Annotated in this window: 25 protein-coding genes; 16 read left to right on the top strand and 9 right to left on the bottom strand. The window is 40.7% G+C overall.

All coding sequences use genetic code 11. The features are described from left to right. Positions 1-10 precede the first annotated feature (10 nt). The 9 genes from MTN96_RS09430 to MTN96_RS09390 all read left to right on the top strand — a co-directional run bounded on the left by MTN96_RS09430 (position 11) and on the right by MTN96_RS09390 (position 8,947). Complete coding sequence (locus MTN96_RS09430) at positions 11-1,090, top strand: pilus assembly protein PilM (RefSeq protein ID WP_096041060.1); 1,080 nt, start codon at positions 11-13, stop codon at positions 1,088-1,090. After that, complete coding sequence (locus MTN96_RS09425) at positions 1,078-1,650, top strand: PilN domain-containing protein (protein ID WP_096041061.1); 573 nt, start codon at positions 1,078-1,080, stop codon at positions 1,648-1,650. Before MTN96_RS09430 ends, MTN96_RS09425 begins: the two co-directional genes overlap by 13 nt. Then, a complete protein-coding gene (locus tag MTN96_RS09420; protein ID WP_096041062.1) occupies positions 1,640-2,245 on the top strand; it encodes a type 4a pilus biogenesis protein PilO in 606 nt (201 codons plus the stop codon). The genes MTN96_RS09425 and MTN96_RS09420 overlap by 11 nt, the downstream gene beginning before the upstream one ends. Next, the gene (locus MTN96_RS09415) at positions 2,242-2,778 is read left to right on the top strand and encodes a pilus assembly protein PilP (RefSeq protein WP_096041063.1); all 537 of its coding nucleotides are present in this window, start codon (positions 2,242-2,244) and stop codon (positions 2,776-2,778) included. Before MTN96_RS09420 ends, MTN96_RS09415 begins: the two co-directional genes overlap by 4 nt. Next, complete coding sequence (locus MTN96_RS09410; RefSeq protein WP_096041064.1) at positions 2,765-4,855, top strand: type IV pilus secretin PilQ; 2,091 nt, start codon at positions 2,765-2,767, stop codon at positions 4,853-4,855. Before MTN96_RS09415 ends, MTN96_RS09410 begins: the two co-directional genes overlap by 14 nt. A gap of 184 nt (positions 4,856-5,039) precedes the next feature. Further along, entirely contained in the window at positions 5,040-5,558 is a 519-nt protein-coding gene (gene aroK / locus MTN96_RS09405; protein WP_004589350.1) for a shikimate kinase AroK, read from the top strand. Positions 5,559-5,586: 28 nt separating this feature from the next. Continuing rightward, positions 5,587-6,657, top strand: coding sequence for a 3-dehydroquinate synthase (gene aroB, locus MTN96_RS09400; protein ID WP_024032528.1), 1,071 nt, complete (start codon positions 5,587-5,589; stop codon positions 6,655-6,657). Continuing rightward, a complete protein-coding gene (locus tag MTN96_RS09395; RefSeq protein ID WP_248531351.1) occupies positions 6,657-8,027 on the top strand; it encodes an AAA family ATPase in 1,371 nt (456 codons plus the stop codon). The genes aroB and MTN96_RS09395 overlap by 1 nt, the downstream gene beginning before the upstream one ends. A gap of 53 nt (positions 8,028-8,080) precedes the next feature. Then, on the top strand, positions 8,081-8,947 hold the full coding sequence (locus MTN96_RS09390) for a Dam family site-specific DNA-(adenine-N6)-methyltransferase (protein ID WP_004589353.1): 867 nt from the start codon (positions 8,081-8,083) through the stop codon (positions 8,945-8,947). Here MTN96_RS09390 and MTN96_RS09385 read toward each other — a convergent pair. Together MTN96_RS09385 and MTN96_RS09380 are read right to left on the bottom strand one after the other, a co-directional pair. Continuing rightward, positions 8,895-9,080 carry a DUF2970 domain-containing protein gene (locus MTN96_RS09385; protein ID WP_024032525.1) on the bottom strand — a complete coding sequence of 62 codons (186 nt, stop codon included), beginning with the start codon at positions 9,078-9,080 and terminating at the stop codon, positions 8,895-8,897. The two genes, MTN96_RS09390 and MTN96_RS09385, sit on opposite strands and share 53 nt — an antisense overlap. 3 nt (positions 9,081-9,083) lie before the next feature. Then, entirely contained in the window at positions 9,084-9,380 is a 297-nt protein-coding gene (locus tag MTN96_RS09380; protein WP_154944635.1) for a hypothetical protein, read from the bottom strand. A 409-nt stretch (positions 9,381-9,789) separates the two neighbouring features. Here MTN96_RS09380 and rpe point away from each other — a divergent pair, with 409 nt between their 5' ends. From rpe to trpS, 3 genes are read left to right on the top strand one after another with little or no spacing between them, the layout of a single operon-like run. Next, the gene (gene rpe, locus MTN96_RS09375) at positions 9,790-10,473 is read left to right on the top strand and encodes a ribulose-phosphate 3-epimerase (RefSeq protein WP_248531349.1); all 684 of its coding nucleotides are present in this window, start codon (positions 9,790-9,792) and stop codon (positions 10,471-10,473) included. Continuing rightward, positions 10,473-11,138 (top strand): phosphoglycolate phosphatase, encoded by a 666-nt coding sequence (locus MTN96_RS09370; RefSeq protein WP_004589357.1) that lies wholly within the window; start codon positions 10,473-10,475, stop codon positions 11,136-11,138. Before rpe ends, MTN96_RS09370 begins: the two co-directional genes overlap by 1 nt. A gap of 33 nt (positions 11,139-11,171) precedes the next feature. Then, complete coding sequence (trpS, locus tag MTN96_RS09365; RefSeq protein ID WP_029771853.1) at positions 11,172-12,176, top strand: tryptophan--tRNA ligase; 1,005 nt, start codon at positions 11,172-11,174, stop codon at positions 12,174-12,176. Positions 12,177-12,590: 414 nt separating this feature from the next. Here the strand turns inward: trpS and MTN96_RS09360 are convergent, their stop codons facing one another. Continuing rightward, positions 12,591-13,628: a hypothetical protein gene (locus MTN96_RS09360; RefSeq protein ID WP_248531348.1), complete on the bottom strand. Its 1,038-nt coding sequence runs from the start codon at positions 13,626-13,628 to the stop codon at positions 12,591-12,593. Between the two features lie 35 nt (positions 13,629-13,663). Beyond that, entirely contained in the window at positions 13,664-16,486 is a 2,823-nt protein-coding gene (uvrA, locus tag MTN96_RS09355; protein ID WP_029773081.1) for an excinuclease ABC subunit UvrA, read from the bottom strand. Between the two features lie 163 nt (positions 16,487-16,649). Between uvrA and MTN96_RS09350 the strand changes: the two genes are divergently transcribed. Together MTN96_RS09350 and ssb are read left to right on the top strand one after the other, a co-directional pair. Further along, positions 16,650-18,017, top strand: a complete 1,368-nt coding sequence (locus tag MTN96_RS09350; RefSeq protein WP_024032520.1) for an MFS transporter — start codon at positions 16,650-16,652, stop codon at positions 18,015-18,017. Positions 18,018-18,037: 20 nt separating this feature from the next. After that, positions 18,038-18,742: a single-stranded DNA-binding protein gene (gene ssb / locus MTN96_RS09345; RefSeq protein ID WP_024032519.1), complete on the top strand. Its 705-nt coding sequence runs from the start codon at positions 18,038-18,040 to the stop codon at positions 18,740-18,742. Between the two features lie 121 nt (positions 18,743-18,863). On the opposite strand, the gene MTN96_RS09340 is transcribed toward ssb, so the two are convergent. The 5 genes from MTN96_RS09340 to MTN96_RS37000 form a co-directional block, all read right to left on the bottom strand. Further along, on the bottom strand, positions 18,864-19,274 hold the full coding sequence (locus tag MTN96_RS09340) for a hypothetical protein (RefSeq protein WP_055254627.1): 411 nt from the start codon (positions 19,272-19,274) through the stop codon (positions 18,864-18,866). A 63-nt stretch (positions 19,275-19,337) separates the two neighbouring features. Continuing rightward, positions 19,338-19,871 (bottom strand): redoxin domain-containing protein, encoded by a 534-nt coding sequence (locus MTN96_RS09335; protein ID WP_248531343.1) that lies wholly within the window; start codon positions 19,869-19,871, stop codon positions 19,338-19,340. Positions 19,872-19,882: 11 nt separating this feature from the next. Next, entirely contained in the window at positions 19,883-21,022 is a 1,140-nt protein-coding gene (locus tag MTN96_RS09330) for an MFS transporter (protein ID WP_248531341.1), read from the bottom strand. Positions 21,023-21,091: 69 nt separating this feature from the next. Continuing rightward, on the bottom strand, positions 21,092-21,880 hold the full coding sequence (locus tag MTN96_RS09325; RefSeq protein WP_308200597.1) for an MFS transporter: 789 nt from the start codon (positions 21,878-21,880) through the stop codon (positions 21,092-21,094). Next, on the bottom strand, positions 21,841-22,263 hold the full coding sequence (locus MTN96_RS37000; protein WP_282451999.1) for an MFS transporter: 423 nt from the start codon (positions 22,261-22,263) through the stop codon (positions 21,841-21,843). The genes MTN96_RS09325 and MTN96_RS37000 overlap by 40 nt, the downstream gene beginning before the upstream one ends. Positions 22,264-22,401: 138 nt before the next feature. On the opposite strand from MTN96_RS37000, the gene MTN96_RS09320 reads away from it, so the two are divergent. Further along, a complete protein-coding gene (locus tag MTN96_RS09320; RefSeq protein ID WP_248531339.1) occupies positions 22,402-23,313 on the top strand; it encodes a LysR family transcriptional regulator in 912 nt (303 codons plus the stop codon). Between the two features lie 170 nt (positions 23,314-23,483). Then, a complete protein-coding gene (locus MTN96_RS09315) occupies positions 23,484-26,210 on the top strand; it encodes a response regulator (protein WP_248531337.1) in 2,727 nt (908 codons plus the stop codon). The last annotated feature ends 135 nt before the right edge of the window (positions 26,211-26,345 follow it).

Genomic DNA, 26,345 nt, shown 5'->3' with positions numbered 1-26,345 from the left:
AGTTGCAAACATGCTAAGTCAACTATTTCAAAAGCCATCACCTGCGATGGTCGGAATTGATATCGGATCGCACTCTATCAAAGCAGTGCTTTTAAGTGAAATTGAAACGGGATTTCGACTAGAAGCACTTGCAATTGAACCTATGCCAAAAGGTGCAATGAGCGAGCGCTCTATTCAGGATATCGAAGCAATTGGTAACATAATTACAAAATTAAAAAGAAAACTACCAAAATCGTTAAAATCAGCGGCAGTGGCTGTATCAGGACAAACCGTTATCACTAAAGTTATTTTTATGGATGTTTCATTAAGTGACGCTGAATTAGAGTCGCAAATTGAAATAGAAGCTGACAGCTTAATACCTTACCCCCTTGATGAAGTGAGTTTAGATTTTGAAAAGCTCTCTACCAACGAAGCCGACCCGAGTAAAATGAATGTGTTGTTATCTGCTGCGCGTACAGAAAGTGTTGAAGCCCGTGTGGGCGCGCTGGAGGCGGCAAACTTAACCGCTAAAGTGGTTGATGTTGAAAGCTATGCGTTAAGTAGAGCGATGGAGGTGTATTATCAGCAACTGCCAAGTGATGCCTTTAATAAGTGTGTTGCCGTGGTAGATATTGGCGCTGTTTTAATGCTGGTGAGTGTCGTTCAAGCGGGTGAAACAATTTATACCCGCGACCAAGTATTTGGTGGCGACCAATATACTAATAGTATTGTATCTTATTATAATAAAAGTTTTGATGAGGCCGAAATAGGCAAAACAACGGGTGATTTACCTGCTAATTATACTTTTGAAGTGCTGGCACCGTTTCAGACATCACTATTGCAACAGGTGCGCCGTGCGGTACAAATGTTTTTAACAACCACAGGTAAAGATCAAGTAGATTATATAGTGCTAACCGGCGGTACATCAATGATAGACGGTTTAGATAGGTTGTTAATTGAAGAGCTCGGTATTCATGCTGTGGTGGCTGAACCGTTCGCTAATATGGAAATTTCGCCAAAAGTAGACAGAAATGTAATGCAAAGAAATAGAACGCAGTTTGCAATTGCTACTGGTTTGGCATTGAGGAGCTTTTCATCATGCCACATATAAATCTACTGCCGTGGCGAGAGCTACAACGAGAAGAATCAAAAAAGAAATTTATAACTATATTAATAGCAGTAGTACTAGGTAGTTTTGCAAGTATGTACTTACTTAGCTCTTTTTACGCGGGTTTAAAAGATGGGCAGAACTTAAAAAATAATTATTTAAGCTCAGAAATCAGTACTCTTGATAAAAAAATTAGTGAGATTAGAGATCTCGATAAGCGAAAAGAGAATTTACAACAACGAATGCGGTTGATTGAAGAGCTACAAAGCAGCCGTAATTTAGGTACTCAAATTATGGATGAAGTAGCTAAAATTGTTCCTCAAGGCGTGTATTTAACTAAGCTTGAGCGGCGTGGTACACAAATACATGTGTTAGGGCGCAGTGAATCAAACAATCGTTTATCTACTATGCTACGTCAGGTACAAGGCTCTTATCTATTAGAAAGGCCAATCATGCAGGGCATTGTGGCAGGCGATCAAACATCACGGTTACTCAGTGATTTTAATATGGAGTTTTATGTAAAGCCATTTGATAAAATTGGTGAGGTAAGTGATGAACCTTGATTTAAAAGCCTTAAATGAAATAGATTGGAATGAAATTGAGCTCGACAACATTGGTGAATGGCCGGTTGCAGTAAAAGCAATTTGTTGCTTATTTGTCGCCGGTTTAGTGTTGTTTTTTAGTTACAGCTTATTGGTATCTGATGAAATAGACAGCTATCACAGCGCGGTAGCAAAAGAAGTCGAGCTGCGTACTACCTACAGAACTAAATATGCTGTAGCCAGTAAGCTTGATATATATCGCCAGCAAATGGTTGAGATGGAAGATAAGTTTTCACAACTACTAAAGCGATTACCTACCTCAAATGAAACCCCTGGCCTTTTAGACGATTTATCTTATGTAGGTACTACTAGCGGTTTAACATTTTTGAAAATTGGCTGGTTACCTGAAATCGAAAAAGAGTTTTATACCGAGCTGCCTATAAAAATTGAAGTAATAGGTACTTACCATGAGTTTGGTGAATTTGTAGGAAAAGTAGCCCAATTACCACGAATTGTAAGTTTACATGACTTTTCGATTGTATCATCTGGTGAAAAGCAACTAACATTCAGTGTGGTAGCAAAAACGTATCGTTATGAAGAAGGGGTTAAAAAGTGAGACTAGTCCCTTTATTATCATTGTCTGTTTTATTGTTGGCAGGTTGTAACGACGATACGTCTGAGCAAAAAGAATTTATTGACCAAGTTAAGGCCAGCACCACGCCTAAAGTTGAGGGAATACCTGAATTAACGCAGTTTGAACATTTTGAATATAATGCATCGCAGCTGCGTAGTCCTTTTGTGGCTCCACAGCCTGAAATTATTCAAAATAAACTAACGCAAATTAAAAATTGTTTACACCCTGACCCTGATAGAGTGAGAGAGCCACTAGAAAAGTATCCGCTCGATAACCTATCAATGAAAGGTACATTAGGCTCTAGCGGTCAAATGTGGGCACTGATCACCGCAGCGGATGAAACGTTGCATAGGATAACGGTAAATAATTACTTAGGCACGTATGACGGTAAAGTTAAGTCTGTAAGTAGTGATTATGTAGAACTAGTTGAATTAATCCCTGATGGGTCGGGTTGTTGGAAAGAGCGGCTGACTAAATTGGAAATGTTAGAGGCGGCAAATAATGGCGCAAATTAATAATAAAAAAGGTAAAACCCACATGTATAAGGATGTACTTTGGCATCATCGTTTTCAAATGGTGTTATTTGTCATATTGGCTCTTTTTGTTGTAAAAACAGCCAGTGCAGCGCCATTACTTTATGATGTACGTTATAACCCCTTGCTAAAAGGCGAGACAGAGTTACAACTTGTATTTGACGAAGAGCTAACACAACAACCTAAAATTCAAGTACACAACACACCAGCACGCATAGAAATGTTATTTGATGGTGCAGAACTAGAACAGGGTCTTGAAAATGTGCCGGTCGATCACGCAGGTATTAACAGTGTGAGCAGCGTACTGACAGAGCAAGGCTTAAAAGTTACGGTAAATTTAGAGCGTTTAAAAATATACGAAACACAAGTTAATAACAACTTAGTGTCGTTGCGCGTATCTGATAACCCGCTTACTGAACAAGCTTCTGATGAAAGCAGCAATGGTAATAATGCCTCAAGCGCTTATATTAATCGGATTCAATCTATTGATTTTCGCCGTGGTGAAAAAGGTGAAGCAAAAGTTTTAGTATTTTTACAAGACACGCAAGCTGCAATAGAAGTACATGAAAGTGGTGGAAAAATAATTGCAGAGTTTCATCACACAGATATTTTAGACGACTTACTGTATGAATTAGATGTGCTAGATTTTGGTACTGTAGTAAGTACCATTGAGACCTTTAAAGAAGATAGCTTAAGCCGTGTAGTTATTGAGCCTAATGCTGCTTTTACCTTTACCTACCAGCAAATAGATAACATTTTAACGTTAACCATTGAAAAAGATGAAACGCAAAATGCCTATTTAGATGGCGGCAAGGAATATCAAGGTCGTCCAATGACCTTAAACTTCCAAGATATTTCGGTTAGAGCTGTACTGCAAATCATAGCGGGTTATAACGAGTTTAACTTAGTAACGAGTGACTCAGTAACTGGCAATATTACACTTCGTTTAGATGGCGTTCCATGGGATCAGGCTTTAGATGTTGTACTGCGTATTAAAGGCCTTGATAAGCGCATGGATGGCTCTATATTGATGGTTGCGCCAGCTGAAGAGCTCGCTGCACGTGAAGCTAAAGATTTACTAGCAAAACAAAAGGTCGAGGATTTAGAGCCGCTTTACAGTGAGTATATTCGTTTAAACTACGCTAAGGCTGAAGATTTTGCGGATTTACTGAAAACCGACACTAACAGCATCATTTCTGCCCGAGGCAGTGTATCGGTTGACCAGCGTACCAATACATTACTTATTAAAGATACAGCGAAGAGCATTGAGAGCATTCGCCGTATGATTGAAACACTCGATATCCCAGTGCAACAGGTTGTTATTGAATCACGTATGGTAACAGTGCGCGATAACGTCACAGAAGATTTAGGCGTGCGTTGGGGATTTAGTGATCAACAAGATAGTGATGGTATATCTGGCTCGCTTGAAGGAGCTGAGTCTATCTCAAATGGCACTATTCCTGATTTATCAGACCGTCTTAATGTAAACCTACCTATTACTAACCCTGCGGCAAGTATTGGTTTACACATAGCTAAGTTGGCTAATGGCACTTTAATTGATTTAGAGCTAAGTGCTTTAGAAGAAGAAAATAAAGGTGAGATTATTGCGAGCCCGCGCATTACTGCAGCTAATCAGCAAAAAGCACGTATTGAGCAAGGTACTGAAATCCCCTATACCGAATCGGCCTCAAGTGGCGCTACTACTGTAAGCTTTAAAAAAGCGGTATTGAGCCTTGAGGTTACACCGCATATAACGCCTGATAACAAAGTTATTTTAGACTTAGTTATTACACAAGATACTCGTGGCGAAACGGTTCAAACCGGAACAGGTGAAGCGGTTTCGATAGACACTCAACAAATTGAAACACAAGTGCTGGTTGATAACGGCCAAACCGTTGTGCTGGGTGGTATTTTTCAGCAGCAAATAATTAATACTACAAATAAAGTACCTGTACTTGGTGATATTCCATATGTTGGACGCTTATTTAAGAGCACCAGCGAGTTTAATGAGAAACGTGAATTACTTATTTTCGTGACACCGAAAATACAAATAGACTAAAATTTAGTGGTTTTATGTTCGTCAACGAGTGTTTATTGATAATAATTGCTCGTTATATGGCTTTTTATTGTAATAGACTTGAAATACCCGGCCAATTACTGAGATAATCCCCTCCTTAATTTTGGGGCCAGGTCGTTAGGCGGGGTTTTATTTCAAATTTTAGAGTTCGTTTGTACTAAAAGATATGGCTGAGAAACGTAATATATTTCTAGTTGGCCCCATGGGGGCTGGCAAAAGCACGATTGGTCGTCACATCGCTGACCAATTACACCTTGAATTTGTCGATTCTGATCAAGAAATCGAACGCCGTACCGGTGCAGATATTGCCTGGGTGTTTGATCTTGAGGGTGAAGAAGGCTTTAGACTTCGTGAAGAATCTGTTATTGGCGACTTAACCGAAATGCAAGGTATTGTACTTGCAACCGGTGGTGGTTCAGTAATGAGTAAAGAAGTTCGAAACAAGCTTTCGGCTCGTGGTATCGTTGTATACCTAGAGACACCTATAGAAAAGCAAGTTGCACGCACGCAACGCGACAAGCGTCGCCCATTACTGCAAACTGAAGAAGCACCTCGTAATGTACTAGAGCGCTTAGCAGAAGAACGCGAGCCACTATACAAAGAAGTTGCCGATTTTGTTGTACGCACCGATGAGCAAAGCGCTAAAGTTGTTGCTAACCAAATCATCGAGAAATTAGATTTTTAAAAACCAATAATAAAGGAAATAACAAAGCATGCTTGAATTAACTGTTAATTTGGACGAGCGAAGTTATCCTATTTTTATTGGTCAATCTGCACTTCAAGATAATGGCCGCCTTGTTCACCACATTGGTGATTGTCGGCCTATCATTATCACTAACGACACAGTTGCGCCTTTATATTTACAAGGACTGCTTGATTCGTTAGCTGATCTAGATCCTCTTTCTTTTGTCATTCCCGATGGTGAGCAATACAAGTCGCTTGAATGGTTTGAGAAAATATCTGCTTTTTTATTGCAAAATAATTGCGGCCGAGACACATGCTTAATTGCACTAGGTGGCGGCGTTATTGGCGATTTAACAGGTTTCGTTGCTGCATGTTATCAGCGCGGTGTACCGTTTATTCAAATTCCGACCACGGTACTATCACAAGTTGACTCCTCTGTAGGGGGCAAAACAGCGGTAAATCACCCACTGGGTAAAAACATGATTGGGGCGTTTTATCAGCCGCAAGCGGTTTTTATTGATACTAATTCACTTCACACTTTACCGGCGCGCGAATTTGCAGCGGGTATGGCCGAAGTTATTAAGTATGGTTTAATTTACGATACCGAGCTATTTGCTTTTATTGAGCAAAATGTAGAAAAGCTACAGCAACTAGATGAAGCAAGTTTGCAGCATATTATTTATAGATGTTGTGAAATTAAAGCGCTTATCGTGGCGCAAGATGAAAAAGAAAATGGCCTTCGTGCATTACTCAACTTAGGGCATACCTTTGCGCATGCAATTGAAGCGCAAATGGGATACGGTGTATGGCTACATGGCGAGGCTGTTGCTACCGGAATGGTACTTGCTGCTAAATTAGCGCATACACGCGGTGACTTATCGCAAACTGAGGTAGATAGAATTGTAACGCTACTCAAGCTTTATAATTTACCGACTGAGATCCCAAGTGAAATGACTGCTGAGCAGTTTTTAATGCATATGCGTAAAGACAAAAAAAATAAAAAAGGCACTATCCGCTTTATTTTACCTACTCAATTTGGTCAATGCGCATTGGTAGATGACGTATCAGACGACCAAGTTAGAGCGTTAATCGAGCAATAATGCAGGCGCAAATTTTACCAAGCCGTGCGGCGTTGGTGGATAGAATCGCTCTGCAATTTGAATACGGGCAAAACTTAATTGTATTACTAGGCACCTCTGGCCTAGGCAAAAGTTATATGCTCGAAACCTTCATCACCGACAAATACAACAGTTTTAATAAAGCATTTGTACAAGTAAGTGCCAGTGTAAATGATGTATCACTTATGAGTGATATATTAGAGCAAAGCTTTAACTCTCCGCTGATTGATCACGATTTATCGTTAAGTGAAAACTTTTACCAATTGTTGCAGCAGCAGCCGTGTGAGGCTTGTTTGTGGGTGCTCGATAATGCAAGGCATCTATCTGAAGAGCTATTACAGGAGTTAGAGTTACTTGCCAAAAATAGCCCTATAACGCTTTATATCATGCTAGCTTCGCAATCAAAGCTAGCTATTAATAATGCCGTTGAAATTTACTTAGAGCCTTTATCTGCACATGAATCTAAACAGCTAATGAGCTGGTATTTTCCTAATTTACCGTACGATGAAGACCCCGTATTTAGCGCATTTTTAAATGAAGCGAATGGCAACCCCAGCTTATTATTAGCATGGCAACCAACCGAGCATGTGGCTGATATTGTAAAAAAAGATAAAGTGTCGTGGCGAGTACACTTAATCTCGTTGTTAATTATAATTATGCTACTTATCATTGGGTTGCTGTATAAAAATGACATGACCCAGTGGTGGCAAACGTACTATCAAAATCAACAAAGCCAGGACATAGCTACCGCTATTCCTGCTGCTAAAATTGTCGCTATCCCAAGCGCGGATAAAGAAGTCAGTAATGACAATTCTGATATATCAAAAGCGGATTTGCCTTTAGAGCCGGTCAGCGATAAATCACAAGGTAATGTAGCGCCCCATAAAAACGATGTGCCGGCGATAATGCAAAGTTTAACGCGTCAGGCTCATCAAAGCGCTCAAAGTGAGCAAAGCGCGGCGTTACCACAAAGCTTAAACACTCCTGAGGCTATTGAGCCAATTGAAAGTGACGATAAAGAAAGCCCGCAGCCTAAAATCTCAAATAACGTATCCGATAACGCTTGGTATTTAGCTCAGCCAGATAATAATACAACTGTGCAGCTGCTAGCCGTTACACAGGAAAAAATCACCCGTGAGTTTATTATTGAACATAATTTAAGCCAGCGTGCTAAGGTTTACCAAACTAAGCGAAATAATAAAGTGTGGTGGGTGGTTACTATTGGCAGTTATGCATCACTCGCTGATGCTAAAAGTGCGTTGTCTGCCTTGTCGAGTGCGCTTAGAAAGAACAAGCCTTTTTATAAAAAAATCAGCAAAATAAAACAAGAAATTGCACGACTTGATCAGTAAACTGACTCACTTTAGTGTAAAATCGCGCTACAGCAGATTGAAGTTAAGAACCAATGCAACAAAAGAGTAGAGCCTTCCTAAAATGGGCTGGCGGTAAATACAGCCTAGTTGAAGATATTAATGCACGCTTATCTCAAGCCAGCAAACACGCTGAAACCTTGGTAGAACCTTTTGTAGGCGCAGGCTCGGTATTTTTAAATAGTAATTTTAAACACTATTTACTCAACGACATCAATGCTGATTTAATTAACTTATACAAAGAGCTCAAGCGCTCGCCTGATGAGTTTATAAGTGACTCTAAAAAACTATTTGTTGATTTAAATAACCACCCAGACGCTTACTACGAATACCGTGTACAGTTTAATAAAAGCAATGATGTATATGAGCGCGCAATGCTCTTTTTATACATGAATCGCCATGGTTACAATGGGCTGTGTAGGTATAACCTCAAAGGCATTTTTAACGTGCCATTTGGTAAATATAAAAAGCCTTATTTTCCAGAAAAAGAAATGTACTTTTTTGCCGAAAAAGCACAAAAAGCCACATTTACCTGCCTAAGCTACGATGATGTGTTTAAGCTTGTGCCAAACAATGCGGTTATTTATTGCGATCCGCCTTATGTACCGCTAAGTAAAACAGCGTCGTTTACCTCTTATGCTAAAGGCGGGTTTAATTTAGACGATCAAGCAAACTTGGCAAACTTAGCCGAGCAAGCCGCGTTTGAAAACAATACCCCAGTGCTTATATCTAACCACGATACCGTGTGGACGCGAAAAATTTATAGCCAAGCTACGCTTGGTAAAATTCAGGTAAAACGTACTATCAGCCCTAAAGGTGGATCACGCAACAAGGTCGACGAGCTAATGGCTATGTATTTAGCACCCAAGCAACCACTGCGTAAATTGTCACTACAAAAATAACAAAAAACAGCACAGCTAAAGCAATAATAAAAAGAGGGGAGTGTTGTTGGAAGTCGGCTTGGCGTTTGTGCTCTGATTGCACACCAAAAAATGCTGCTAGCACACTTTGCAACGCGCTAATAAAGTGCAGCATTATTTAAAATAGAGGTTTTATTGAAGGCGTATTCTTAGCGTCTTCTGAGCTAGTTAATAGCTCTAATAAATCTAAGTAATGAAACTGCGCACTGCGGCTATCGCCTGTTAGCCACGAAAACCACGATGAGTCTTCTTCTACTTTCGCACACGTTAAGGTGTTTGAAGCGCTTTTACTACTTGCCTGATGCTGACAATTGCTAACTAAGCTTAAATCTTGCTCAGAACTTGGCGCAAAACTAAATGCCCCAATAAATAACAATGCCGACGCAATTAAGATCCCTGTTTTAAATGCACGCATAATATTAGCCTAAAATTAAGTTACTCCTTTAATAATAACAAAAGCTGTATAAATAACAAACTAATATTTATCTGTAATAGCTAAGGCCTGTTGAAACTTGCGAGTTAAAGTGTGTTCTCAAGCTAAGAGTTTTTAAATCGCGCCCCGAAGTTTGTAATCGAGTGGGCACAATAACTGCTCTTACGTTAATCTAATAGCTTACATCATGTAAGCAAAGCTTGTGCGTCTACTCACGGCCTTACCAAAAATTAAACATGCTGCCCAAAACTCAACCACTAAAGCTTTTCATAAATAAATACTTATATATTTAAATCGATATTTTTAGTTATGCCTAATTTACAGTGTATTACTTGGGAAACCTCAGCATTTACGGTACATTAAGGCATATTTTACTGATTGACGGATTACTATGTTAAACCCTGAACAAAAATACTTAATTGCGCCTTCTATTTTGTCAGCCGATTTTGCAAAATTAGGCGAAGATGTGGATAAAGTACTCGCTGCAGGCGCTGATGTAGTACATTTTGATGTCATGGACAATCACTACGTGCCTAATCTCACTATTGGGCCTATGGTGTGTAAAGCGCTTAGAGATCACGGTGTAACAGCGCCTATAGATGTGCACCTAATGGTAAAACCAGTCGATAGTATAATCCCTTTGTTTGCAGAGGCCGGCGCATCAATAATTACTTTTCACCCTGAGGCCAGCGAGCATATAGACCGCACCATACAGCTCATTAAAGACCATGGTTGTAAAGCAGGCTTAGTATTTAACCCTGCCACTAGCCTTAGCTACCTCGATCACGTTATTGATAAGCTAGATACTATTTTATTAATGTCGGTAAACCCAGGCTTTGGCGGCCAAAGCTTTATTCCCCACACCCTTGAAAAACTAGCTCAAGCTAAGCAGCGTATAGTTGCGTCGGGTCGTGATATTCGCCTAGAAGTAGATGGTGGTATTAAGGTTGATAACATAGCCGCAGCGGCGCAAGCAGGTGCCGATATGTTTGTAGCAGGGTCTGCTATTTTTAATGAGCCTGATTACAAAGTGGTTATTGATCAAATGCGTGAGCAGTTAGGAAACGTAAAGTAATGAAATATGATGTAGCTTTGTTCGACCTTGACGGCACACTTGTTGATAGCGTTTACGATTTATACCTAGCAGTAAACTTAACACTGAGTGATTTAGCGTTTCCTATTGTTAGCCAAAGCTTGGTTGAAAGCTGGATAGGCAACGGTATTGAAACCCTAGTCAAACGTGCACTCAGCGGCGATATGCAAATTAGCGAACATTTAGATGAAGCGCTTAGTGCAAAAGCCATTGCCTTATTTTACCAACATTATGAGCAGCTAGTGGGCAAGTATAGTGTGTTGTATCAGCATGTAGAAACAGGGCTCAGTGCTTTGCGGGGCATGCCAAAAGCACTTGTTACTAATAAGGCGCGTCTATTTACCGAGCTACTACTTGATAAGCTTTCCCTAACCAGTCACTTTGAAGTGATAGTGTGTGGAGACGATATGGCTAAAAAGCCTTCACCAGCGCCTTTACTGTATGCATGTAAAAAGCTGAATGTTGAGCCGAGTAAGGCTATTATGATTGGCGATTCAAAAAGCGATATATTGGCAGCACATGCCGCTAAAATTGATGTAATAGCGGTGGATTATGGTTATAACCAAGGTGAAAATCTTGAGGATTATAATCCACAGTACCTATGCGATAACTTCTTAGATATAATACCAACACTAACACAGCGTTAAAATTTTTAATTAACTAAACACTAAAGGAAAATCATGAGTAAACCAGTAGTTTTAAGTGGCATTCAGCCAACCGGTGGTATGACAATAGGCAACTATGTTGGCGCTATTAACCAGTGGCTAAAGCTACAGGAAGACCACGAAAGTTTCTTTATGCTTGTTGATTTACACGCGATTACCGTGCGCCAAGAGCCTGAACTTCTTCGCTCTCGTGTATTAGATGGTATAGCGTTATACGCGGCATGTGGCATAGACCCTGAAAAATCGGCCTTATTTGTACAGTCGCAAGTGCCAGAACACGCGCAGTTAGCATGGGTGCTAAATTGTTACGCACAAATGGGCGAGCTTAACCGCATGACCCAGTTTAAAGACAAGTCATCTAAGCATGCTAACAATGTAAACGTCGGTTTATTTTCGTACCCAGTATTGCAAGCAGCGGATATTTTATTATATCAAGCAGACCAAGTACCGGTAGGGGATGACCAAAAGCAGCACTTAGAGTTAACGCGTGATATAGCTACACGCTTTAATAATTTATACGGTGACGTATTTAAGTTACCTGAGCCATATATTCCTGAATTTGGCGCACGCGTAATGAGCCTTCAAGATCCGCTCAAAAAAATGTCTAAGTCTGATGAAAACCCTAATGGCTACATCATGCTATTAGATGAGCCTAAAAAGATTGAGAAAAAGCTTAAAAAAGCAGTAACCGATTCAGACGAGCAAGCGCGTATTTACTTTGACCGCACTGAAAAGCCAGGCGTTTCTAATTTACTTACTTTATTAAGCGTAGCCACTAAGCGCTCAATTGAAGACTTAGTGCCAGAGTATGAAGATAAAATGTATGGTCACCTGAAAAAAGACACAGCCGATGCAGTTGTTAGCATGATTGAGCCAATCCAAGCACGTTTTAAAGAGATCAGAGAAGATCAAAACCTACTTGACAGCATCATGAAATCAGGCGCAGAAAAAGCCAGTGTACGTGCAGAAAAAACTCTTAAATCGGTTTACGATGCACTAGGGTTTATTCCTCGTACATAAATTGCTTTATTAGGGCGTGTTGATCTTTGCGGATTGAAATTTGTTCAATCTAGGGGCGATTAAATCGCGGCGCGAGGTTTGTAACCTAGTGGGCTAAGTAAAAACCGAGCAAAGCTTCCGCGTCCTGCTCACGCCCCTTACCTACATCCATGTAGGCAACAAAGAGTTTATCGCCCCTAGGCAGAACCCGAAGGGCAGCGCATGTTTGGCATTTATGCTGCGTTATCGCCTATTTATGGGGAGTAACCACACTTCATAGGCTCTGCCTTGCCTAAAAACCAAACATACTGCTGAAAATTCAACCATCAAAGATAAACACGCCCTAGTATAAGCAAATAAAAATGCCGCTAAATTTAGCGGCATTTTTTTATAACTTCTAATACTTTATTCATCACTTAAAAAAGCCATAATTTATTAGCTAGTGGACTTAAACGCAGGCGATTCGCAGGCTTTTACAATAAAAGAATAGCCATAAGACATAGTTTCATTTGGCGTAATCTCTACTATTTCGTAATCGTTCAATTCTACTACTTTGCTATTTTTGGCTTTTTTACACCTTGAGTATTCATCCGCTTCGTAATTAAATGCAAACATCGCTATAAGGTGTTTACTACGCCCAAAATAACCTTCAGTAGCAACAAATGAACTTGCAGATTCGGCGAATTCATTTATTTCGTCTGCTTTTGGCGAGCTGGGTTGAGTTTTTGTTTCCTGTTTAGCCAGCCTTTCATTTAGGTTGACCATAGCATGCCCCTTCACTTCAGGAGAGTCACTAGCCAGCTCTCTTCCAAAATAGAAACCGTTTTCTATATCTGATAGAAATGTTGCTTCATCCCTATCGTCCAATAAAGGATAGAGGGTACTTAAAGTTATGAAGGCTAATATTAATCTAATAGATGCGGTAAGTAAGGGAGAGTAGCTTTGACTTATATATTTAATGCTTTGCGAACCAAATGGCTTTATAAGTAACAGCATTATAATATAAAAGGGTAAAATAAATTGAAATATTAGTAATGTACAGAGTGTAATTCCTAATGCCCAAATGGGTAAATATATCAAAGTTGCAAAATTGTGTGTGTAGCTCATGTTTGCAGCTGATACGTGAGTTACTTCGTTAACAATACTGCTTGCATTTGCCAAAACAAAATTAGCAATGCTTGCATAAAAAACCAAAATTAAAGCTTTGCCTGCTAAAGAGTGCCATAGTTTATTAAACTTTGGCCAAAATTCAATTACCAGGGCGGTCATTGTTAAAAGCGCACAAAGTGACCAGGATTTAAAGAAAATCACAGATATAAGCGCTGCTAAGTAAAGCTTTTGCGCGGTGCTAAGGCTAAACCATATGGGTTTAATATGCTTATCAATATCAGCTTTAAGAGGCTGCAATTTTTTTTGCAGCTTTTTAAATAACCTACTGGCTCGCCATTTTATAATTTTATAACGCCTTAACACCGACTTTCCTTATCGTATGAGGTAATAAACCCCAGTTAGTTTAATAGGGGCTTTAGGTAATGCCCAGTATGCGAGCGTTCACATTCGGCTACTTCTTCAGGCGTGCCTGCAATGAGTATTTCACCGCCCCCAGCGCCCCCTTCAGGGCCTAAATCAACCACCCAGTCTGCGGTTTTAACCACATCTAAGTTATGCTCAATTACCACAATGGTATTACCATGATCGCGCAGGCGATGTAATACCACAAGTAGTTGTTCAATATCGGCAAAGTGAAGGCCGGTTGTTGGCTCATCAAGTATATACAATGTTTTACCTGTATCGCGTTTAGAAAGCTCACGAGCCAGTTTTACACGTTGTGCTTCACCACCAGAGAGCGTGGTAGCAGCTTGCCCTAGGCGAATATACGATAAACCTACGTCCATTAGCGTTTTAAGTTTACGCGCTATTGCAGGTATTTTATCAAAGTAGTCGTGCGCGTCTTCAACGGTCATTTCGAGCACTTGGTGAATGTTTTTACCTTTGTATTGTACTTCTAAGGTTTCGCGGTTATAGCGCGCGCCCTTACATACATCGCACGGTACATATACATCAGGCAAAAAGTGCATTTCTACTTTAATTACACCATCCCCTTGGCAGGCTTCACAGCGCCCGCCTTTCACGTTAAAGCTAAAGCGACCTACTTTATAGCCGCGAGAGCGGGCTTCTTGTGTACCTGCAAATAACTCACGAATACCGGTAAAAATACCTGTGTAGGTTGCAGGGTTTGAGCGCGGTGTGCGACCAATTGGGCTTTGGTCAATATCAATCACTTTGTCAAAATGATCAAGGCCACTAATTGATTTGTAAGGCGCGGCTTCTGCTGTGGTCGCGCCGTTAAGCTCGGTATGCGCAAGCTTAAAGAGTGTATCGTTAATGAGCGTTGATTTACCTGAGCCCGATACCCCTGTAATACAGGTTAATAAGCCAAATGGAATTTTTAAGTCTACATTTTTTAGGTTATTACCTGTGGCACCAAATAGCTCAAGCCATTTGTCGCTGGTTGGGTTACGCTCTTGTGGCACTTCTATTTTGCGCACGCCTGATAAAAACTGGCCAGTTACCGAGTCTTTAGTGGCTAAAATATCGTCACGTGTACCTTGTGCAATAATGTGTCCGCCGTGCACTCCCGCGCCAGGGCCAATATCAATAATGTGATCGGCTGCGCGAATCGCGTCTTCATCGTGCTCAACAACAATAACGGTATTACCTAAGTCGCGTAAATGCACCAATGTTTGTAATAAACGGTCGTTATCGCGCTGGTGTAAACCAATTGATGGCTCATCCAGTACGTACATTACGCCTACAAGGCCTGCACCTATTTGACTGGCTAAACGAATACGCTGGGCTTCACCACCGGAGAGGGTATCGGCACTGCGCTCAAGCGATAAGTAATTAAGGCCTACATTAATTAAAAACGATAAGCGGTCGCGAATTTCTTTCAGGATTTTTTCAGCTATTTGAGCTTTTTGACCTGTTAGCGATAACCCTTCAAAAAAGTCCATCGCTTCGCCAATACTCATAGTTGTAATAGCAGGTAGGTTTGTTTGACCTATAAATACGTGGCGTGCTTCTTGGCGCAAACGCGAGCCATGACAACTAGGGCACGCTTGGCTAGTTTGATATTTAGCGAGCTCTTCACGCACCGAGTTTGACTCAGTTTCGCGATAGCGACGGTTCATGTTGTTTAACACGCCTTCAAACTCGTGGTTGCGTGTTATTAAATCGCCTCTGTCGTTACGGTAGTTAAAGGCTATTTTTGTTTGCCCTGAGCCTTCTAAAATAATTTTTTGCGATTCTTTAGCCAGCTTTTCAAATGGCACATCTAAATCAAAGTTATAGTGCTCGGCGACCGCCTGTAGCATTTGAAAATAATAAAAGCTGCGTTTATCCCAGCCTTTAATAGCACCACCGGCAAGGCTGAGCTCTGGGTTATGTACCACACGGTTGGGATCAAAGTATTGGCGTACGCCTAAACCATCACAGCTTTGACACGCACCGGCAGGGTTATTAAACGAAAATAAGCGCGGTTCTAATTCGGTCATTGCGTAGCCACAGGTGGGGCAGGCAAAATTTGCCGAGAACAGCATTTCTTCTATCGTACTGTCGTCCATGTAGGCTACATTTGCCACACCGCCAGACATCTCTAGTGCGGTTTCGAACGACTCTGCTAAACGCTGCTGTTGGCCATCTTTTACTTTAAAGCGGTCAACAACCACTTCAATAGTGTGTTTTTTATGAAGCTCAAGCGTTGGTGGATCTGATAAGTCGCATACTTCACCGTCTATACGAGCACGAATGTAGCCTTGGCTTGCAAGTTGCTCAAGTAATTTAACGTGCTCACCTTTACGATCTTTAACCACTGGCGCTAAAAGCATCAGCTTAGTGCCCTCTGGCAGTGCTAAAACGGTATCAACCATTTGGCTAATTGTTTGAGCTGCAAGCGGTAAGTCGTGGGTTGGGCAGCGTGGTTCGCCCACGCGGGCAAACATTAAACGCAAGTAATCGTATATTTCGGTAATGGTACCCACTGTTGAGCGAGGATTGTGCGATGTAGATTTTTGCTCAATAGAAATGGCGGGAGAGAGGCCTTCAATATGATCAACGTCAGGCTTTTCCATTAACGATAAAAATTGCCTTGCGTAGGCAGAAAGTGACTCAACATAACGACGCTGTCCTTCTGCATATAAAGTATCAAATGCCAGTGATGACTTTCCCGAACCAGATAGGCCTGTGATAACAATTAATTTATCACGTGGGATGGTTAGGCTGATGTCTTTTAAATTGTGCGTACGGGCGCCTCGGACTTCAATGTTTTCCATGCTATCTCGTTTATTACCAAAATTATTTGTCCAGTATCGCATAATACGAAACATTATTAATCAATGATCAACGAAAAAATCCTTACTTATAGGCGATTAATTATTGCCAAGCTTGTGGTAGAATCCCAGCCTAAATTTTTCATATCGTAAGAATACGCAGATAATGACCGCATCTTCACTTAATTCACGAGAAAAGCGCGCCGCTGTATCGCTGGCGAGTGTGTTTGCATTTAGAATGCTCGGCTTGTTTATGCTGATGCCTGTATTGGCTATTTATGGCCAATCGCTTGATGGTTTTTCGCCTATGTGGATAGGATTTGCTATTGGCGCGTATGGCTTAACGCAAGCGGTACTGCAAATTCCTATGGGGCGTTTGTCAGATAAAATAGGCCGTAAAAAAGTAATTGTTGGTGGCTTAGTTGTGTTTGCGTTGGGCTCTGTTATTGCAGCCCTTGCTGAATCTATTCAAATGGTTACAGTGGGCCGTGCACTACAAGGTATGGGCGCTATAGCCAGTGCGCTGCTTGCTTTTGCCAGCGACCTAAGCCGCGACGAACAGCGCCCTAAAGTAATGGCGGTGATTGGTATGAGCATAGGCATGAGCTTTGCTTTTGCTATGTTACTTGGGCCTATTGTTGCCGCGTCGTGGGGTGTAGCGGGGGTATTTTGGTTAACAGCAATCCTTGCCGTGTTTGGTATTGGTATTATTTTATTTTTAGTGCCAAACGCAGTAAACAAAGCGCCCAAAGGCGATACCTTGGCAAGCTTTAGTGATATTAAAAAGCTTATTAAGCATCCACAATTATCGCGCTTAAATGCAGGTGTATTACTGCTACATTTAACGCTAACCACTATTTTTGTGGTACTGCCAAGCCAACTAATAAAAGATGGCTTAGTGGCAAACCACCATTGGTATTTATATATTCCGGTATTGCTGTTAGCGTTTATTTTAATGGTCCCTATTATGATCATTGCCATTAAAAAAGAAAAAGAAAAACAAGCGTTTATTGGCTCGGTAGCACTGCTTTCTATTAGTATGTTTGCTATGTCTATTTGGGTGAATAGCGTGGTTGGCATTGCCATTTGTATGTTGCTTTATTTTGTAGCATTTAATTTTTTAGAAGCCACTATGCCTGCGCTTGTATCGCGTATTGCGCCCGCTAGCCAAAAAGGTTCGGCTATGGGTGGGTATTCGTCTAGCCAGTTTTTGGGGGCTTTTTTAGGTGGTATTTTAGGGGGTTATGTTGCCCAAACTACAAGTACGCAAGCTGTGTTTGCGGCCGCGGCACTTGTTGGGTTAATATGGCTTATTATTGCGTGGAAAATGCAAGTCCCACCGAAAAGTAAAGTTATTAGTTTAATGACCAATTTAAGTTCTGAAGAGCAAGCTCAAGCACTTGCTTCTCAGCTAGTTGCTTTACCTGGCGTAATAGAAGCAACAGTAGTACGCGACGAAAGCCGCAGCTATTTAAAGATTAATGATAAAGAATTTGACCTAGACCAAGCACGTAAAGTAGCTGGTTTAATCTAACGTTTATAGGAGAAGGTTCCATGGCACGCGGTGTGAACAAAGTAATTTTGGTTGGTAATTTAGGACAAGATCCTGAAGTTCGTTACATGCCTAATGGCAATGGTGTAGCAAATATTACCTTAGCAACGTCAGACAGCTATAAAGACAAAAACACTGGCCAAATGGTTGATAAAACTGAATGGCACCGTGTAGTATTTTTTGGCAAGCTAGCTGAAATTGTTGGTGAGTACTGCCGTAAAGGCTCGCAAATTTACGTTGAAGGTAAACTTCAAACACGTAAATGGACCGACCAACAAGGCCAAGAAAAATACACAACAGAAATCGTTGTTGATGGCTTTACGGGTCAAATGCAAATGCTAGGCGCTCGCGGTGGCGATCAGCAAGGTGGTGGTTATCAAGGTAATCAAGGCGGCCAACAAGGTGGCGGTTACCAAAATAATCAACAAGGCGGTGGCTATGGTCAAAACAACCAAGCTCAAAACAGCCAGCAAGGTGGCTATGCACCACAGCAACAAGCTGCACCAGCACAACGCCCAGCTGCAGCACCTGCTCCACAGCAAAATAACCAATACCAACAATCAAACAACAGTGGCTTTGCTCCTGGGCAAAGTAATGCGCCACAGCAGCAAGGTGGTTTTGCACCTAAGCCGCAAAACGCCCCTCAGGGCGGTGCATCAAATCCTATGGAACCAACAATAGATTTTGATGACGACATTCCGTTTTAGTTTATGATACAAGCAGAAATGTTGAAAAATAATATTAAAAGCCGCTAAAAGCGGCTTTTTTTGTAACTACACGTTTTAGTACAAAAGGTGCTGTTTCTATCTACCATTTAACACTTTAAAGTCACTCAAAACGTGCTATTAGCGCCTTTTTATAGGCTAAAAATTGTATGGCACATATAACTAAAAAGCAGCCTGAGTAAGTGACTAACTGAGCAACTGGCTCGGGGCGAACAAAATATTCATGTAACAGCGCCCCAATTAACGTACCCGCCAATAAAACATATGCAACATAGGTAAACAGTGCTTTTTGCTTTTCATTTTTAATAAACAAAAGAGCAAGCATCATTAAACCCACTACCAACTCCAGTAAACCAACGCTATACATATAAATTTTAGCGTTAACGGGCAGTACCTGCGCAAAGTAGCTAAAGGTTTTAACGCTTACTTGCGCTGCTAATAATTTTGGCAGGGCAAACTTAAACATAAAAAGCGCGCTGGCTAAATTTAAAAGGTTACTAAATAAGTTTTTCATGAAAGCTTATGCCTTAATAAAGCAGCCGTAAGGTAATAAATGCCAAGGCTGCAATTTAAATGGTTACACAACAGTGCCGCGAATAGGGTAGTTATTTTGCTCTTTAATAAACTTTAAGCCTCTTACAACCACGTCTAATTCAGGGCGTAAATACGGAGCATTAGAAATATTTACAGCTTGCAATATCCCCTGCTCATTTACGACAAACATAGCGGGCTCTGCAAAGTTGTGATCGGTTTCTTGCTCAGAGCGAGGTGAGGAAATATACAGCCCAAGTTGTTTCATTTGCTGCTGTGTTAAACCATACGCAATAGGAAAGCTAATCGCGAGCGTGTCCATGCTTTGTGTTAGCTGTGCGCGGCTATCTGCAGAAACGGCACAAACGCTCACCCCAAGTGCCTTTAATGCGGGTAATTGCGCTTCTAGTAAATTTAAGTAACGTATACAAAGCGGGCAATGCTTGCCTCTGTATACCACGAGCATTTGCCACTCGGCGCCACCGTGCGGCTTACTTAGATCTGCGGTTGTACCATCGAGCAAGTGTGCGGTAACTGTTGGAAATGAATTACCGGCTATTAATTTAAATGACTCTGACATAAAAACCTCTTTTATACTGATTGTGAATGATTTTTTTTAACAAATAAGTACAGCGCAGTGAGAGCACATAAGCCGATACAGCTAATAAAAATATTGCGTGTGCCTCCTGGGATATATTCAACAAACGATGTTAGAAATTGCCCAGAAAAAACAGCCATTGTGAAATAAGAGAGGTTACGACCGCGAACAGAGGCTGCGCTACGCTCTACGGTCATATGGTTTAATAGTGGGATGCTAAAACCAAAGCCAATACCGCTAAACACAGCGCCTATTACCAATAACGCTGTACCCGTTTGTAAAAAGAAAGCAAATGATGCCCCATAGCCTATAAATGCCAGCGCAAGTACTTTTTGCTCGCCCATTTTTTTAGTTAACTGAGGCATAAAATGTGCCCCAACAACAGCCACTAACGAGATGAAAGAGAGTAAAAAACCTACTTGTTCTTCATTATAATTTTGCGCATGCATTGTGCTGGGTAGTAAAACAATTGCGCTAAAAAACGTGACCATTGCAAGCACAGCCAGCGAATACACATGCTTAAGAGACAAGCCATTATTTGATATTACGTGCTCTTGTGTTGCTTGTGCCTCTTGTGCTTGAGGGTGATTACGCGGCACAAAAAGTAGCAACATGGCTAAAAATACCCAAGAAATAAGGTACAACGATAATGGTAAAGCCCAATGCTGCACAGCAAGTAGGCCACCTATAAATAGAAATATAACGCCACCTAGCTCTATTGCCATGCCTTGCTTAGCAAGCATGCCTAGGCGCGCTTTACCAAAGTACCACTGTGATATTAAAACGGTACAACCGGCCATAACAATTGAGGTAACACCGCCAAGCAAAATACGGTTAGCAAAAACCAACAACGGCCCTTGTAACCAATACACGCTTGCACCTAAAAAGCCGTATAAAAATAAGCCAATAATTAATGAACGGTAAGCGCCATATTTATCAATTAATTTACCTGCAATAGGCGCAAATATAACAGCCCCTAAAGCCGGTAAGGTCACTAAAAATACCGCACTGTCAGCAACATTTAGGGCTGTTGATATACTGATTAAACCAGGTGCAACCAATGCACCCACCATGATTGTTAAGCAAGCTATACACAGCAAAGTGTAGCTTCCTGCGTTATTGAGTTTATTCATAAGTATTCTCTGTTTTTAAATAGGGCAACTAAGGGGGATTTACGCTTAGTTGCAAGGAGTTAATGGCGGTTATTTTTTTGCGAGAGAGTTAAAAGCAGCGCTGATGGTAATTAACACTACACTAAGGACGACTACGCCAGGCCACTGGTACAAAGCAAAGGCTTTCACACCAATAATTGAGCCAAAGGCGCCACCTAAGTAGTAGCCGAGCATGTAAACACCATTGATACGGCTTTGTGCGCTTGGGTCTATGCTAAATACGCGGACTTGATTGGCTACTTGTGCGCTAAAAATAGCGAAGTCGATTAAAATAATACCGATAATTAGGGCTATTAGGTTTCCTAAAAAAACGCCTGTAATAGCAAAACCAATTGCGGCAAGTGTGAGTACTATCATGACTAATTTTTTAGAGCCCAGCGCATTGACCCACTTACCCGAAGACTTAGCCCCTATTACGCCAGCTAATGCAATGATGCCAAATAATCCGGCCTCTTGGGCACTGTAGTTAAAAGGTGCATCACTGACATAAATAGCTAAAGTAGCCCAAAGTACATTAAAAGCAGCAAACCAAAGCGCGCCAGTTAAAGTAAACACTTGTAGTGGTTTGTGCTGTTTAAATAACGCCACTGTACTTTTAAGTAGCGGCCAGTAACGTAAGCTAGTTTGTGGTTTATTTAGGGGTAAAAAGAGCCTAAGTAGTCCACCAAATAGCGCAGCTAATATTGCTGACATAACAAATACGCCACGCCAACCAAAGTGCTCTCCTACAAAGCCGCTTAACGTGCGTGAAAGTAAAATACCAATGGTTAGGCCCATCATTAAGGTGCCCAATGTCGCCCCTTTATTTTCAGCAGACACAAGTGATGCCGCAAAGGGATTAATTGCTGGGTAATGTTGGCACTTACCCCTATTAAAAATACCGACATTAATAACAGCGGTAAGTTAGGTGTAAACACGGCAAAACTACATGCAATAACAAGTAAGCCCGATAAAATGCTTATTAAGCGCCGACGCGCAATAGAATCCCCCAGCGGCGAGATAAACAATAGGGCAAAAGCGTAACCAAATTGAGTAAATGCGGGAATGCTACCGAGTTGTGAATCCGTTAAATTAAACTCGTTACCAATCAGGGGTAAAATTGGCTGGCTGTAATATAGGTTTGCAGCGGTTGCTGCAATGGCGGTTGTCATCAACAATAAAATAAAGCGACTTAATGAGGCGCTTTGCGTTACCTGGGTCATTTTGCTCTCCAACATTAAAAGGTAGGCGAATGATAGAGGGAGAAGCTTGATGTTAGAAATGTTTAAATTTGATGGAATCTATACAAATAGCGTATAGTTGTTGCTATACCTCTCATACAGAGCAAATTTGAGTCGCACATGGATATAAAAATATTAAAAAGTTTTATTGCAGTGGCTAAGCACCTGAGCTTTTCAGAAGCGGCTCAAGAGCTACATACAGTTCAACCCGCTATAAGTCGCCATATTTCTTCGTTAGAAGAGCAGCTAGGTGTTAGCTTGTTTACCCGTAACTCTCGGGAGGTGTCGATCACGCAAGCGGGAGAGCAGTTAGTTAAAGATGCCACGGCAATTTTAGCGCTTACAGAGCGGGCTAAAAATAAGGTTAAACTGGTCGATAGCGGGCAGTTAGGCTCGCTAAGTATTGCGTATTTAAGCTCTGCGTGTTTAACATTTTTGGCCAAATTAATCCGAACGTATAAGTCGCAGTTTCCTAATGTTCACGTTACCTTGCTAGAAATGACCGCGACCGAGCAAATAGAGGCCCTTAAAAACGAACGGGTAGATGTTGCGTTTTCTCGGCCGTTACCAAGCACCATAGCCGATGAGTTTATAAGTGAAACTATGTACGTTGACCGCCTCGTAGCGGTGGTCAACAAAAACCATCCCTTTGAATCGGCGCAAACTATTGATTTAAAAACCCTTAAAAATGAGCCGTTTATTCTTTTTAATCGCGACGAAGCCTTAGGGTTGTTTGATGAAATTATTACTCGTTGCAAGCGCGCTGGCTTTTCACCTAACATTATTAGTCAGCCAAGGCATATGCAAACCTTAGTAACAGAGGTTGCCGCTGGTTTAGGGTTAGCTATAGCGCCTTATTGTGTAAGTAAATTATATAGCGAGGGTTGCCATTTTATAGAGTTAGAAAAGGTCGACACACAAATTTATTTGCAGCTGCAATACAAGCAAATTAACAGCAGCGCTACCACGCAAGCGTTTGTAGAAATGGCACTTAATGCCCAAGCAGAGATTCAGCTTAGCATGCGTAATTGAGTTGGCTTTATAAAAGCGCTTTTAGTTAACTTATGCGCTGCAATAATTAGCGAGGCGTAAATGCGCAAAAACGCAAAAACACCTTTGTAATTTACATCTCATTTAATTGATTTGTAACTAATTAACATCTACTCTAGTGGTACTAATTACTTCAAGCAACTATGAGAAACATGAAAGCCATTATTTTATTTTTATTTCTTGTTTTTCAATTTGCCAGTTTGCCGGTAAGCGCTCAACCGGATTCTAAAATTACCAATGTTTTATTTATAAATTCTACAAACCAACATATGCCTTGGCATAAAAGTGTTGAAGAGGGCTTAAATAACGAGCTATCAACACGGACTTTTGACTATGAGCTTTTTGTTGAAAACATTGATGTAGGGCGCTTTGATGAGGCCACTCAAACGCAATTAATGAGCGACTACCTTAAGCAAAAATATAAAAATAAGCACATTGATATAATTGTCACGCAATCCCCCTCAGCTGCCACGTTAATATCGCAATTGAATGATTTTTTTACTAGCACACCAAAAATTTATTTAGAACCTGGCGAACAGTTTAGGCTACCGGCAAACACTAATAGTGCCTCAATGCAGGCTAAGTTAGACTACAAGCAAGCAACCGCCAGCGCGGTTAATTTAATGAAACCTAAAAAGCTCATAGTCATCTTAGATACTAAAAATGAAATAGGTATAAACTTTTATACAGGGCTGTTTAATATTATCAGCCAAGATTTTTCGTATTTAGAAGTTGAGCAATGGTTTGATCTCCCGGCTGATGAACTGATGACAAAAGTAAAAAATGCGCCTTCAGACGCCATTATTTTATTTACCCCTATATTTAGAAATTACGAGAATAAGTCGATTAGCCCGTATCAGCTCGTCAGCTTACTCGCTCAGCATAGTAACGCCCCCATTTTTAGCTACTGGGAAGTTTTACTGGGCTCAGGGGTAGTGGGTGGTTATGTTTTATCAGGTGAGAAAATAGGTAAACGCGTGGGTGAAGCTATTATTTCTTACAGTGAAAATAACGTGTTACCTACTATAAGCGATGAAAATTTAAGTGTTTATAAATATGATTGGCGACAGCTAAAAAAATATAATGTTGCCCCGCAAAGCCTGCCAGAAAAATCGATTATTGCTTATTACAAGCCGAGTTACTTTGAACAAAATAAAGTGTTAATTTACAGCGCTGCCATTACTATTTTTGTATTGAGCGCTTTTTTAGTGTTTGTATTACGGTTAAACCGCCGCCGCATTCAGCTTGTAAACGCGCTTGATGAAGAAAAGCTACGACTTGAATCGCGTGTAGAGCAACGCACTAAAGAGCTATTACAAGCTAAAGAAGAAGCAGAGCAACTTACCTCGTCAAAATCTGAATTTTTAGCCAATATGAGTCACGAGATCAGAACCCCGATGAGTGGCATTATAGGGCTGACAAATATTTTATTGGGCAAAAACTTACCTGAAGAAGACAAACAGTATTTAGAAAAAATAAAGTACTCGTCAGATCAATTGCTTGTGGTTATTAATGACATTTTAGATTTTTCAAAAATCGAGTCAGGAAATATTAAACTTGAGGCCTTTGCATTTTCGTTAAACGCGGTTGTCGATTATATAACGACCACATTTGAAAATAGGGCGCGGAGTAAAGGTATTGCGTTTGAGATTAATATTAGCGATAACGTGAAACATAACTTAGTTGGCGATGTGGTGCGTATAAACCAAGTATTAATTAACTTGTGCTCTAACGCGATTAAGTTTACCTCTAAAGGGGCTGTTTCGATGCAAATAGACGCAGAAGAAGCCCCCTATGACGCCAAAAGTGTTGTTTTACGCTTTAGTGTTAAAGACACCGGCATAGGTATTGATGAAAAAAACTTACCTAACTTGTTTGGATCATTTACTCAGGCCGACAGCTCTACAACCCGAAAATACGGGGGAACTGGGTTAGGCTTAGCCATTAGTAAACGTTTATGCCAAGCAATGGGTGGCGATATTTCTGTAAGCAGTACGCAAGGTGAAGGCAGTGAGTTTATTGCTACCATAAACGTTGAGGTAAACACCCAAGCATTAATAGAAGACAGCCCACAGTTATCATTTGCTGAACCATTTGATGTACTACTAATAGATGATAACGAAGATGATTTAAGCTTAATTAAAAGTCAGCTTAGTGCAATGGGACTGCGTTGTACGCCTTGCACGCAGGCAAGTGATGCAATAGAAATAATTAAAGAAAATATAAACACTTATAAAATTATTATTGTTGATTGTGAAATGCCGACCATGAGCAGTGAAACGTTTTTTACCCGCATTTACAAAGTAAACCCACAGCTTTGCAACAATATTATTGTACTTACAGCAAGCAAAAACGACGCAATTTACGACATAGCTAAAAAAATAAACATTAAAACTATTTTGCATAAGCCTGTGCTTACCAGCGTGTTATTTGAAGCGATGAAAAGCAAAGTGGTTAGCCCTTCTACAAGTAATACCCATAAACCTGCCACCGAAAAGCCACTGCAAGGGGTAAAAATACTCGTTGTGGAAGATAACGCCATAAACAGGTTAATTGTATCCGATATATTAGCCGCCAGTGGGGCGCAAGTGCACGTAGTAGAAAATGGCTTAGAATGCATACAAACCGTAAAATTAGAAACGTTTGATATTATTTTAATGGATATTCATATGCCCATTATGGACGGTGTAGAAGCGACTAAAGTAATACGCAGTGATAGCAATACTGCGCTTGCCTCTATGCCTATCATTGCGTTAACTGCAAACGTAATGAAAGATGATATTACTCACTACCTATCTATTGGTATGAATGCACATGTTGCTAAACCAATAAAAGCTAAAACATTACGCGATACAATAATTAGCTGCTTAAATAAATAAACTTATCAATTACCTACCTTTAATAGCAGGCTTTAACGCCTGCAACGTTAAAAAACCAAACGCAAAATTTATATAAATAGGGTTTGACTCACACCTTTTAATATGTGAAATTTCATATATTCGTTTTTTCATATG

Source organism: Pseudoalteromonas sp. 2CM28B (genome assembly GCF_023161935.1).
Note: the sequence above shows the minus strand (reverse complement) of the source record. Positions and strands in the feature narration are given on the sequence as shown.